The organism is Paenochrobactrum glaciei (assembly GCF_039522165.1).
GTDB classification, from domain to species: Bacteria; Pseudomonadota; Alphaproteobacteria; order Rhizobiales; family Rhizobiaceae; genus Paenochrobactrum; species Paenochrobactrum glaciei.
In genome coordinates this window covers 1-13,860 of the sequence record NZ_BAAADE010000018.1, presented here as the reverse complement: position 1 = coordinate 13,860, position 13,860 = coordinate 1, and the positions used below count along the sequence as shown (strand labels likewise).

Sequence of the window (13,860 nt, the reverse complement as noted above, 5' to 3'; positions counted from 1 at the left end):
TCACTCAGATGCTCAATCAGCATGCCAACAGCACGTTCACGGAATTCGGACGAGTAACGTTGGGATGTTCTCTTATGTTCCATAGGGTCAACTCTATTTGAAGTTAGACCCTCCGGCAAACCCGGTGCGGTTCACCGCTCGATCTTGCCGCCGCGCCAAGTGAATTTGCCCGCTACAGCTAGTGTTGATAATTCGTGCCCATACTCTGCCCCCAGAATGAAAAAATGGTTTAGCTGGTTAAAGCTAAACCATTTATAATTTTGGTTGCGGGGGCACGCAATTACCGATACCGACACTTATTCTCAATTGAAATTTAAGCCTTATCTATTAGAATATGCAACCGAATTGATGTCACACAAATAACTGTCCATTTGTGGAAGACACGTTACTAAAATTTTCAGTGTTACATCAGAAAATATAGCTATTTTACTAGATGTAATAAGCGGAGACGCGCAGCACGCCACTACCGCGCCTAAACACACTTAAAAATTTGCGTTGATAGATATCTAACCGCTTTATCAGCTGCTGGTCTATGGAGAGACAAGATAGCTGGCACAATTAATGTCCGTGTTTATCGGAAATTAAAATTGTGCAATAATCACTTTTACGACGGTTCTTCCTGGCGTTGATGAAATTTCTAACTTGCCACCGACTTTGAGAATTCTTGTTGACATACTTCTCATACCAACACTGATATTAGCTGTTTGTACCGCTAAAACATCAAACCCAATACCGTCATCTTCTACCTCAAGTACGAGTTCACTTGGGCTTTGCTGCAGTAATCGAAAACACATCTGCTGCGCTCGACTATGCTTTATGAGGTTTGTTAATGCCTCTTCAACAACACGTGTGAGTGCCAGACATTGTAATGTGCTGGGTGTACTCCGCCAAGCCGATGGAAATTGCCAGTCGGACTTAATGCCAAGCTCATCAAAAAGAATGCTAAACCGATGACGTAACGGGGCAATCCATTCCTGCGGTGTAGCTGGAACTTTAGTGCTAGGACTGGAATTATGATCAATGGTTTGGCGCAAATCATCCCGAAGCAATTTCAACATGGAAATGACTTGGGGTCGGTGAACCTGCTCACTGCCTTGTTCAACTTTTGCCATCATATGAACGAGCGTTCCACCGATACCGTCATGAAGATCATGGGCGATATCCAAACGCTCTCTTAATTTTGCATTTTTTAGCTCTAAGAAATGTTCTCGCTCTAATGTAACGGCTAGTTCTGAACGTGCGTTCGCAATGCTCTCAGCTAATTCAACATTAAACCGTTCAATGCGTCTGACATTATGCGCCTGACGCAGCCCCAGTATCCCCGCCAGGCACAATGTGATGACAATATTCGCATATGGCAATATTGGAAATTTTTCCGGATCAGGCAGAAAGAGGAGGAACGCATCGTACTGAATTGTCACAAAAAGTACTAATAAGCAAATTGAGAACAAAAAATATTCGTTATTACGCTTTTGAAACGTCAATACCGGAAACTGCACACAGTTAAACAAGAAAAAGCCTAACGCAACGAGTACACTCGATATTTGGATCGCACCAAGATAATCTTGTGGCGTAAGAATGAGTGTGCCAATAAATACGCTGAAAATCCCCCATAAAAAGCGTTCATAACGCTTTAAAACCAGCTCGCCAAAGCGCAATGTAAACATGCAAAAACATGCAATATTCAGCAATAAAGCAATTGCGTTAACTCTTACGAATGTTACAGAATTCGAAAAAGGCCAAGGCGTGGTCACAAGAATATTAGCTATGAAGACAAGCCAGAACAGTGACGAAAATGCATACCACCCGTAGTAGGTCTGATCACGGCGTATGATCCAGATACAAAAAAACAAAATACCGATAACGCCGGAAACTATCACATTTGCAACATATAAAGTACGTTGCCGCCACCAGTAGTTGTCATAAATACTTTGGACCTGCGTTGGCTCACCAATGATAACAGAGCCTAGCCCAAGCGCTTGTCCTTTGACACCAACAGTTTTAACCCAAAGTGTATTGATACCTTCAGTCAGCCATGCATTATGCAGAACCCAATAGCGCGGCATATTCCAGCTACGCGATAATGGTTCTGTCAGATTCTTATCACGCCAGAGAAAATGGTCATTAACGAAAACCTCTCCGGCCATATTGATTGTCTGTATGAACAATGCAACAGGATTATGTCCTGCTTCAGAACATGTCTGTCGCCAATGAATGCGATACCAAACTTCATCTGAATATTCTGAATGCAGTTGGTTCCAATAATTTGGTAAGGTTACGGCTTCCCAGCGTAAATTTTCAGATTTACGTCCATCAGGACCAGCTTTTGCAGCAGAAATGTCAATAATCTCTGCGGAACATTGCGCAGTAGTCGTCTTTGCCAAAGCGGGCATGGCAAAAAGGCCAAAACATATAATAAGCAGCCACTTCACTTTAACAAACCACGCTCTCTCGCCGCATGAATAGCACGTGTGCGTGAAGAGACTGCGAGTTTTCGGTAAATATGTTTAATATGGCATTCAACTGTATAGCGCGACAAAGAAAGATGGTCTGCAATATCCTTATTGCCAAGTCCGTCGGCAACCAGCAATAAAATTTGATTTTCGCGTGCCGTCAGTACTTGCTGACACAAGTCTTTATTGTCTCCGTCTTTTTCAGGGGCTTTAGAAGGCAGTTCATCGATAATGCGCTTTGCAATAAAAGGATCTATTGGCGCACCACCACGTAAAACACTACGCAATGCAATAGCAATCTCCAGATCATCCCGCTCTTTAAGCACATAACCGACAGCACCGGCCCGCAAGGCACCTAGAATGACGTCCTCTGTGGCCCATGCCGAGATAACCAAAATGGAGAGGCCAGGATCACTCGTATTCAGCTCGGATATCAAATCTATACCACTACCATCCGGCAAGCCAATATCAATCAGTGCCAAGGCGACAGGCTGGTCTGACAAATGCGCGCGAGCTTCACTCAGTGAAGCTGCAAAAATAAGGGCATCAATTTTATAGCCAAATTCTAGCAGAAGATTTTCCAACCTCAAGCGAACCTGCATATCGTCCTCAACTATAAGTACGGGCGCAGGCAAAATGAGATTGACCGCTATTGCACCTAAAGACATAGGTTGGTTCCTTTTGAAGGCCGTAAAGGGTTAAAAAAACTAATACAGTAAAATTTAGCCGCATGAAACTTAACGGCTAAATTTATCTCCATACAGGTCTCCAAATCCAGTTTACTCTTACAAGGTCTAAAACTTCACGCTGAAATTGGCATTCACACCGTTTTGAGTGACACCGGAACCAAACTGCCCCTGATAAGAAACACCAAGTTTGGCGTTTTTCGTAATAGCGAAATCAAGCCCGGCTTCAATCAGTGCAGTATCCTTGCCAATCGGACTGCCCGATGTTGTGAACGCATTGGAGCCTGCAGCAAAGCTTGCGGTTGATGATGGAATTACATCGCCAAATGCATGCCGCCAGCCAAGATCAGCACGAGCAGTTGTCAGTGTATTGCCAAGCTCAAAGCTGGTTGAGAGACGCATGCCGAGGGTTGAGAGGGTTGTGTCCATCGTGCCGGATTTCACGCTCAACGCTGCACCATTATGGCCTGTTTCTGTAAAACTGTCCGTTCTGACATTGACATAGGCAAGGTTGGCATAAGGCTCGATGATTGAGCGCGGGCTGAGATCATGCTTATAGCCCAATTCACCAAACACCTGAAACGTACCGCCATGATAATCAGCGGACAGCTTGTCAGAATAACCATTGAAAGCAACCGAGCGGCTCATCTCGATATTGTGCCAGGAATAGGAAAGCCCTGAGCGGAAGCCGAGCGCGCCTTGTGCTGTCGCCCATTCGGTTCCTGCATAAGCACCAAACGTATAATTATCGCTGGAACCAGATGAAGAAAGGCTTGGCGTTTTAAAGGTTGAACGGCTGTATCCGGCCATAAGACCCAACCGCCAACTATCATAAACATCACCGTCAATACCGGTGATGAACCCACCAATGGTCGACTTAGTGCGTGCGGCATTATCAGTTGCTGATTGCGTGGCCCAACTGCCAAAAGCGGCCCCCCATGCGGCATAGCGCTGAAGATCATCAGCATTAACCGGAGCAACATGATCAATGGCATTGCCTGCCTGACTGTTTTTAGCTGCCGGACCATAGGCCATCACGGAAACCGGATTAACCGGTGTACCGCCAAATGCCTGAGACAGGCGATTATTGACCGATGATCGGGTGATGCCGCTGGCATTGAGCAAGACACCGCTTGCGGATGCATAGGCTTCGCCGCTTAATTGCGGCAGACTTGAGCGAATGGTTGAACCGTCAGATGCAGAAAAATCCAGTGCTGCGAGCAATGGTTTAAACTCTGTCGCAGCATTATTGGCGAGATTATCCAATGCAGCGCCAACTTCACGGTCTTCATGATTGCCCGCATATTGCGAATAAGCATCAGCATCACGGCTCAATGATACGGTATAAGACAGATTACCATTATCTGTCGCAGTTGCTGTGAGCGTTGGCGAGGTCAATGTGGTGCTAACACTTGTAAAGTCACCACTCATTGCGTCCACTTGTAACCATTGGTTTGAAGTGAGCGTAAAACCATCACGATAATAACCGCGATCTGCTGCAAAGCTGATCGTCCCATCAAGATCGGCATTGCCATTTACAATAAGGCTGCTGATGTCAGACTGATCATTGAATGCGAGTTGCAAGGTGCCGGTAGCTGACTGAGCATAATTGCCATCAATAGTGATTGCCGCACCGGCAACAGAAGGATTTAATATCCCGCTATTGCGGAACTGCTGAGCTGCATCTATCTGGTAAATCCCTTGACCGGAAAGCGTTGCTGCTTGCGCTACACCGACATCAAAGACTTGATGGTTGCCAGTCAACAGTGTTGTGCCACCATCAAGATGCAGGGAAATATTCTTGCCCTTGATATTGCCACCGTAAGCCAGTCTGAAATCCGTATCCGCTGTGCCAGTCGAATTCCCTTGTGCATCAGCCTTCAAGCCGAAACTCAGCTCAGTCAAACGCAAATTGCCATCATCATCTGTTTGATAATAATCAGAGATAATATCCCCGAAAATACTTGCCCCCTGCATGACATTGATCTGTCCCACCAAGGCATTTTCAGACATGAAGATTGCAGCTTTTTTACCTGCAACACGGCCGGTCAGATCAAAGGTGGAAACCAATGCACCATTCAGCTCCTCAGTAATAGTAGCGCGCTGATCCTCCACTCTGTAATCAAGTTCCAGAATATAAGAGCCACGATAGCCCGTTCCGTCACCACGCGAGTTATGACCAAAGTCAAAGCTGACCGCGATACCATTTTCACCCATTGCTTGCACATCACCACGATGGGTTAATGTGTGATCTTTACCATAAGCGAACATGATGCCGCGGCCATTCGCACCATTGGCATGAACCCTCACATCAGGGGCAACAATCAGATTATTGGCCGCTCCATCGATACGGATGCCACCACCGCCAGCCCCAACGGACAGCAAATCAGCATTCTGGGTAATGGTATTATGACTGCCATAGACATGAAGCCCCAAGCCCAAAGTGGCAGTATTATATGTATTGTCGATATAGGCAGTGCCTTGAGTATTACGTCCAAAATACGGATTATTATTAATGATAGTCAGCCCGTCACCATAAACAGAATGTCCATAGAAATTACGCCGGTCGATTGTGTAACCAATATCTTGCAAAGCAGCCAGCTCGGCTTCCATCAATGTGCTATAATTGCGATAAAGCTGATGGCTCATCAAACTATTTTTAAGTTCAATATGACTGAAAAAAGGAGCGTCATAAGGTCCGTAATCCGTCGCAACCCGCATAGGCAGACCCTTCATCGCGCCATTGAGCACCTCACTCACATGTGTTCCGGTGAAATAGGCCTGATCTTTTCGGACATCAAAAGCATCCTCACCATCTGGAACATAACAACCCTTACAATTTATAAACTGACCAGCACTTGCAAAGTTATCATTATCATCCCGTAAATGCGTGCTCCAGACATCAAAGCCAGGACCAAAACCGTCAGCAGCAAATGCTGCAAGTCGATTATTTTGATCTTCCCAACTGAAAGCATTCGACAAAACGCCAAGTGCATGGCCTATTTCGTGAATAAGTACGGTGCCTAGCGATGTTTCAGCGGTAAGTGCAATATGGGAGGGCGTATATGGAGCTTGTGACCAATCCTCAGTCCCGACTTTGTTATAAACAACGATGGCACCATGCGCACCGTCAAGCAGATTCGTATAATATTGATCGGTCAATGCCGCTTGCACTGTTGTCGGGGAACCATCCAGCATAGTTGCGGCATGGCTGCCAGCTGCCGCCCCCGTACCGCCAATTAATGCGCCGACATTAATGATCGCAGGGTTTTCCCCGGGCACGACTTTAATCACTTCCGCCCAATAACCTGTCGCGTCGATTATCTGATTTTTATATAAATCGCTTAAGTCCCATTCGGACTCATCGCCAAAACCAAAGACACCATCCCCCACATCGAAAAACCGCAACTGAATAAAGGGCGTGCCTTGCGGATCATTGACCACATGCGTGTTAATCGCAGCGGCAGGATTAATCATTGCCCCATAGAGTACACCGGTCGAAAGACAAGTTGACATTGTCAGTTTGGCGATCAGTCTGGATGTCATTGTTTTCCCCTCAAATACGGCAATCTAAAATTGAGCCGGTGCATCACTTATTTTTATGTATGTCGTCATTTTTATTGTAAATCCATCCCTGAAAACTGGTAGTTTTACTATAAAGAGTGTTTTCAAGTGATAGTTAGTTATCCCGGCAATCGCTGTCAGCACCGATGTCTTGCATCAATGATGCCACTGCCGCCTCCAATTGAGGATCAGACGTCATACTGTAGCGGTTTGGATCGAATTCCACGACGATATCCGGTGTAATGATACCATTTTCATATTTGCGCCCGTCAGCATGACGATAAGGCAAAACCGGAAATCTATATTGCAGTCCGGGTACGATTTTGCTGTTAACGGTAGTTACTGCGGTGCCTGTATTGAGGAGCACATCGCCAATGACTTTGCCAAGTTTACGATCCTGATAGGCTTGCGGAAAAATTGACCCATCAGAATAACTGAAACTGTCAACCAATACTGCACTTGGCCAGAGCCAGACATTGTCAGGGCCGTCTTCACGAGGACGGTCATCTACTCCGTAGCTGAAGGCTGGTGTACCACTGAGCAGCGTGATCAATTCACGTGTCAAGTTACCACCAGTATTGGATCGGACATCTATCAGGGCAGCTTTCGCAAGACCTCGTTGTGACAGTAAAGCACCGAGTAACGACAGGTAATTGTCATTATCCATCGCATCCAGAGACTGATAGACAATACACTGGCGAGAAAGCTTACTGACCATAGCACGGCGATTATCGCTCAGATTTTTACTGGCCAAAATCAATTCGTCACGCCAATGGATGGGGGTAACCTCAATAAGACGCTCGCCATTATCACTGTTATCCGCTACACCAATAACGACCTGCCGTCCCGCATTGATGTCAAGCAAACGGTCAATACCACCAGCCTCCGGAACTAGCTGTCCGTTAATCGAGGTGATGATATCACCTGCACCAATATTTAGTTTTTGCCGATCTAACGGTCCGCCGGGCAGGATGGCGGCGATTTTGCGCCCTGCACCGTTGTAATCATTATCCAGATAAATCCCCAAAGCATCATTCTGTGTTCCCATTCCAACAAGGGCAGGATCAGGTGCTGTCATATCCGTAAAGAGATGCGACGCTGACAGTTCGCCAAACATGGCGGCCAGCAGACGTTCAAGATCACGTGGTCCGGCAATAGAGGGCAGATAAGCTCGGTATTTGGCACCGATCTGCTGCCAGTCACGGTTTTCATGTGCCGCATCATAATAACGGTCATTAATATCTGCCCAAGCCTGTTCAAAGGCGGCGCTCAACGCAGCATTTTCATTTCGGCTGAACAAGATTTTAAGCGGTATTTCTACCCTCTGCGCCGGATCCTCTATCGAGCTTCGGATGATGTGGGTGGGTGTTTTAATATCAATTGTTTGTATAGCAGGGTTGTAGTGGATGAATTGTATCTCTTCCGGATTAGTCACCGGAATTGTTGTCACTTCCTGTAAATCACCATTCTCAAGGCTGATCAAATGCACCGACAGCCCCTCATCTATTGCGGAAAAACCCAGCAAATTTTTACCATCCGGTGCAGTGGCCAGCAATTCCATTTTTGGCAAATTGCTGGTCAAGCGCTCTTCAAGCAAAAAGCTGCGCTGACGATCCGGCGTATAGTGATTGAGCAGTTGCTCCCCATCATTCGGATCGGTTTCGTCCTTGGCATTTGCCAGAAAATCCTGCCGTGACTGCCCAGACAAAAAGGCGCGATAAAGATCGAAGCGCGAATTCTGATGGCGATTATCAGCGCTGCGTGCAGTATAAAGCGTCGTTAAGCCAATAATTTGTGTGCCATCCGCACTCCACAAGCCATCATAAAAATTAGGCACGGCCAGTGCCAGCGGGCGCATCGGGGCACTGCCATCAGCGGGAACGATTGCAACACGGTTCAATCCTGATCCGTCAATACTGCGCCATGGAACAAGTAAATCTTTTGAGGTCGGAGACCAGCTGAACTCACCATTTCTGTCAAAGTAATCCGAGTTATAATCTGTCGGCTGATACAGCGTGGCGATCTCTCTGCTGGTCAGATCTAAGACTTTGATCTCGCGACGATCCGACCAAAAAGCCAATTTACTCCCATCAGGGGAGAATTTAGGATCGAGAGCATCACTATTGGCAGACACAACAAGCGGAACTTCATCGTAGGTCAGCCCAAGCTTGCCATTTGCCTGATCCTCAGAAAGATCAATACCATAAATGCCCCATTTATGATCGCGCATTGCCGCATAGGCGAGCATGCGACCATCAGGTGAGAAAACAATATCGCGTTCCTCGCCTGCGGTTTTAGTCAGTTGCCGGTAATTACCTTTCAAATCAATAAGAAAAACATCTGCATTGATTATCAGTGCAAAATACTGCCCATCGGGAGAGCTCTGAAAATTCTGACTGCTCAACGCTTGATAATTCACGAGATGATTCATCCCCTGTTCCAGCGTATTGATATCAACCAGCTCTGCTTTATCCGCACCCGCTGCGAGCGTATGGACCTGCCCATTGAAAGAAAAGGCAATTGTATTGTCATCAGCAACGGTTAGGTCGCGCACCGGAGAGCCCTCAAAATGGGTGAGCTGCTCTTCGCTCTTATTTTCCAGATTTAGCTTCCAGACATTTAACCAGCCGGAAGCTTCAGACAAATAATAAAGCGATTGACCATCTGCACTCCAATGCGGATCAAGCCGATCAATGCCATCAACGGCAAATAGGCGCTCATATTTGTCGCTAGCCCGCTCATAGGTCCATAATTGGCGAGCATTTGCCGCAACTCTGTGCTGGCGCTCTATAGGGTCACCTGACGGGTCATAACTATAAACCAGCTTGGTAGCATTCGGATTCCAGCTGGCTTCAAGCGCAAAATTCGGCAGCACCAGTGACTCGCGCCCGCTGGCAATATTTACGGCGTAAAGCTGGGGCTTCCAACTTGCAGCCCCCTGCACACTGCGTTGTGCATCTCCTAGCCGAAGAGCCGTATAAAGTAAGCTTTTACCATCCGGAGAAAAGCTCGTCGGAACTTCTCTCGCCGATGAATAGGTCATGCGCTGCAATTTACCCGAAAAATCAGCCAGATAAACATCATCATTGCCGTTCACATCTGAAGCAAAAGCCAGCCGCTGAGAATCCGGAGCCCAGACAACACTATGACTATAAGCATTGGCCGGTGAAACTGCGACTGACAAACCACCATCATTATCTGTCAGAAAAACCTGACCGCGATGGGTGAAGGCGATCAGTTTGCCATCTGGTGATAGCGCCGGTTTTTGAATCCAGCGCGCCGGCTCACCGTCAAAATCGGCTTTTGTTTGACTGGGGGCAATCACGGACAGGGTTAGTAATGCAGTAAAAATTACGAAGTTTTGCATTATCATGACCGTCTCCGTCAGAATTTCACGCTGAAATTAGCACTCACTACCTCTGATTTCTCACAAATTACTGCACAATTACTGCCTGTTTTTGTAAAACTAACTGATCTGACATTGGCGAGATTGGCAGAAGGCGCAGAATTTTTCTAATGGTTAAACCGTCAGGCATTGAAGGATCCATCACCGCGATCAATCTCGAGGCTTTTTTCCCTCATACACTACATTTTCAGCTTAACTATCGACTACCACACGTCGAAACGAATGTGAGAACTCCTAGTATTATATATAACCCTATATTTCCTGCAAAAATATCCCTGAAAACTGGTAGTTTTATAACAATTACTAAGAGGATGAATAGATAAGAAATAATTACAACTAATAATTATAAAACCAATATACCAGTTTTCAGGGATATCTATTGACCGTGCGTGATGATTTAAATTGTTTAAATAAATATTCATTTTGCAATTTGCAAAAACATATCGCGGAATATCTTTTTCTTAGAGGAAGCGGAAATTATGTCTCTTATAAAGGTCGGTTTAAAATATCTGACGTTAACCACGGCACTTGCAGCGCCAGCTTTTGTCCCGACCTTTGCCAATGCACAAAACGCCGAAGCGATTCCACCAGCCGCTGATGCGGAATATCACGCCAATTGGGGACTTGATATGATCAACGCCCTGCCCGCCTATCTTAAAGGATATACCGGTAAAGGTGTGGTCGTAGCAGTGATTGATACTGGCTTAGACGTTAATCATCCAGAATATGAAGGCCGTATTTCACCCTTTTTCTACAATTTTGGTAATGAACAGCCAGCCCGCGACGTTTTCCCAGGAATAGATAATGGAGAGTTGATTGGACATGGCGATCATGTTGCAGGAATCATTGGTGCGGGTCGTAATGGCTTAGGCATGCAAGGCGTTGCCTACGATTCTATTCTGATGCCTATACTAGCAGTTGGTGTTTATGGTCGTCATGAGGTTCTTGCGCCGATGGATGAGGCCTTATTGCATGCTGTAGAACACGGTGCAAAAGTTATCAATGGTAGTTATGGGCCATATACGTTTCCCACGAAAAAATTTGAAAACAAATCCACGAATCCAAATTATAAAATATTGAATTATCAACTCATTGAACAAACCCCTGACTACATGAAAGTAACCTATGAAATACTGAAACATGCAGCAGACGAAGATGTTGTCATGGTCTTTGCAGCCGGAAATTCTCGACTAGAGCAACCAGGTGCTTATACGAGTATACCCATCGGTAATGGCATGTTTCCGCTCATCACACGCGATTTTATCAACAGTGGCAAGATCAAGTTCCTCGATTATAAGGTGAAAACTATCGATAAACAAAATCCTGACACCTATCAGTTTTTAGACCCGAGTGATCCTGTTTTTGATGATATGGATTTCTCTGATCTCAAAGGCTCACTGATTGTGGTTGTTTCGGTTGGCCGCGACGGCAAGCTCGCTCCTTACAGCAATGAATGCGGTGAAACGGCTGAATGGTGTATAGCGGCTCCCGGTGGAGCGATGACCCGTGATAATATTTCGGGAGGGATTTACTCCACTTGGCCGCAAGGCGATGAGAATAATGGCTATCGATACATACAAGGCACATCTATGGCAGCGCCACATGTTGCTGGCGCTGCGGCGGTTGTGCGTTCAGCATTTCCCTATATGAATGCCCGCCAGACCATTGAAACCATTTTAACCACCACCACAAAAACCGGTTTTGAAGATCAGGACAAATTCGGACAGGGTTTGCTCAATCTCGGCGCGGCCATTGATGGTCCAATGGCCTTTCGTTACGCTGGTGTTTTTGATGTAGATACACAAGGTTATTCTTCAATCTGGTCAAACTCCATTTCCGGCATAGGTGATCTCACCAAGCGTGGCGATGGTATTCTCGTTCTTAGCGGTCAAAACACCTATCAGGGACCAACCAACATTGTTGGCGGCGGTCTGGAAGTACAGGGAAGTATTACATCGGATAGCCATGTCTCGCAGGCAGGCCAATTGTCCGGCAGCGGCTCTGTTGGCAATGTAATACTGGCAAAAGGTGGCAAGATCTCTCCGGGCAGTGCGATCTTTGCAGACAATGCAATCGGCACTTTAACAGTTAATGGAAGTTTCTTCCAATCAAGCGGCTCAACCTATATTGCAGGTCTGTCAGCCGCTAATGGCACCGATCACATCAGCATCAATGGCGTAGCTATATTTGGCAGCAATAGTTCATTGGAGCTTGTGCGCCAAGGCGCCGGGCGTGGCACTGCTGCTGGACGCTACACGTTACTTACAGCCCGTGACGGTGTTATGGGTACCTATGATAATTGGGGCGGCAGCTTGGTTACGCAAACGCCGTTCATCGATTTTGCCTTGGATTATGATACCTATAATGTCTTTTTAGAAACCAGCCGCTCGGATGTGGCTTTTGCGGATATTGCTGTTACGCATAATCAAACAGCTACCGCAACAGCCTTGGAAAGTCAGGGCGAAGGAAGCATCTTATACGACCACATGTTGTTCTTGAATAAAACAGAAGCCCGGCAGGCCTATGATCAGCTCTCGGGTGAGGCATATGCCTCGATACAATCCTCATTGATCAATAACAGCGCGTACACGCGTACAGCTGTATATAATCAATTGTCCCGAAGCTTTTCCAAGTCTTCAGGCATTGGTGAAACAACAACCGGTTATCTGGATCAGCCGAATTTCTGGATGCATGGCGTTGGTGAATGGACAACACAATCCGGCAACGACAATACGGCAAAAACAAGAAACAGTATTGGCGGTTTTCTGACCGGTATTGATGCACAGGTTTGGGATAATTGGCGGTTTGGCTTACTGGCTGGTTACAGTTACAGTAAGTTCCGCATTCATGAACGTATGTCTTCCGCCAAAAGTGACGATTATACCATCGGCTCTTATGCTGGCACTGAAATGGCCCATAATCAAGGCACTTTCGCGTTCCGCTCGGGGGCTGCTTATACCTGGCATAATATTGATATGAACCGTGGTATCGCCTTTGCAGGTTTTGAAGATAAGCTAGCAGCGGATTATAAAGCGGGAACATTTCAGGTTTTTGGAGAGCTCGGCTATAAGCATCAAACCACAGAACAATTCGCTATCGAACCCTATGCCAATCTTGCGTATGTGCATTTGAGAGCAAATAAATTCAGCGAAGACGGCCGTAATGGCGCAGCCTTGAACATTTATAAATCCACAATGGATACGGCGTTGGCATCGCTCGGATTTCGGATCTCTGCCGACCTTAATCAAGAGGTTATCCCGGTTAAGGCACGTGCCGACATTGCATGGCGACACGCTTTTGGCGATGTGACACCAACATCAAAAGCAAATTTTACCGGATCTGATGCTTTTACTATCAATGGCATGGCTATTGGTCGTAACACCGCACTTATCTCGGCCGGACTGGATTTCCAACTTGAAAAAAATGCAGTTCTTGGAGTTAGCTATCAGGGGCAATTCGGTTCCGGCATCACGCAAAATGGTCTGAATGCCAGCTTGAAAATCCAGTTCTGATGAATTTACGTTAAAACGTGTCGCTATGCAGCTTACTCGTGCGACGTCTCCTTCTCTCCCCATTGTGGGACAGAAGGAGATGTTAATGAACATGGTGACCGCGATATTTTGCGTGACCTGAGCCCCAACACTCCTCCATTTTTCAGGAGAGTCTTGGGTTATACTATTGGCCTTAAGCGGCCTGTTTTTCTAGAGCCATTTTTATGGCGAACTCATTCGGTGTGACATTGCCGAGTGAA

5 protein-coding genes are annotated in these 13,860 nt (G+C 46.3%); 1 reads left to right on the top strand and 4 read right to left on the bottom strand.

What is annotated here, in order from left to right; translation table 11 throughout:
- Positions 1-581 precede the first annotated feature (581 nt).
- The 4 genes from ABDZ76_RS16950 to ABDZ76_RS16935 all read right to left on the bottom strand — a co-directional run bounded on the left by ABDZ76_RS16950 (position 582) and on the right by ABDZ76_RS16935 (position 10,076).
- On the bottom strand, positions 582-2,432 hold the full coding sequence (locus ABDZ76_RS16950; protein WP_343808347.1) for a sensor histidine kinase: 1,851 nt from the start codon (positions 2,430-2,432) through the stop codon (positions 582-584).
- Entirely contained in the window at positions 2,429-3,121 is a 693-nt protein-coding gene (locus tag ABDZ76_RS16945; RefSeq protein ID WP_343808344.1) for a LuxR C-terminal-related transcriptional regulator, read from the bottom strand. Before ABDZ76_RS16945 ends, ABDZ76_RS16950 begins: the two co-directional genes overlap by 4 nt.
- 126 nt (positions 3,122-3,247) lie before the next feature.
- Positions 3,248-6,685: an autotransporter family protein gene (locus ABDZ76_RS16940; protein ID WP_343808341.1), complete on the bottom strand. Its 3,438-nt coding sequence runs from the start codon at positions 6,683-6,685 to the stop codon at positions 3,248-3,250.
- A gap of 133 nt (positions 6,686-6,818) precedes the next feature.
- A complete protein-coding gene (locus ABDZ76_RS16935) occupies positions 6,819-10,076 on the bottom strand; it encodes a S41 family peptidase (protein WP_343808338.1) in 3,258 nt (1,085 codons plus the stop codon).
- A 512-nt stretch (positions 10,077-10,588) separates the two neighbouring features.
- Here ABDZ76_RS16935 and ABDZ76_RS16930 point away from each other — a divergent pair.
- Positions 10,589-13,621, top strand: coding sequence for an autotransporter domain-containing protein (locus ABDZ76_RS16930; RefSeq protein ID WP_343808335.1), 3,033 nt, complete (start codon positions 10,589-10,591; stop codon positions 13,619-13,621).
- The last annotated feature ends 239 nt before the right edge of the window (positions 13,622-13,860 follow it).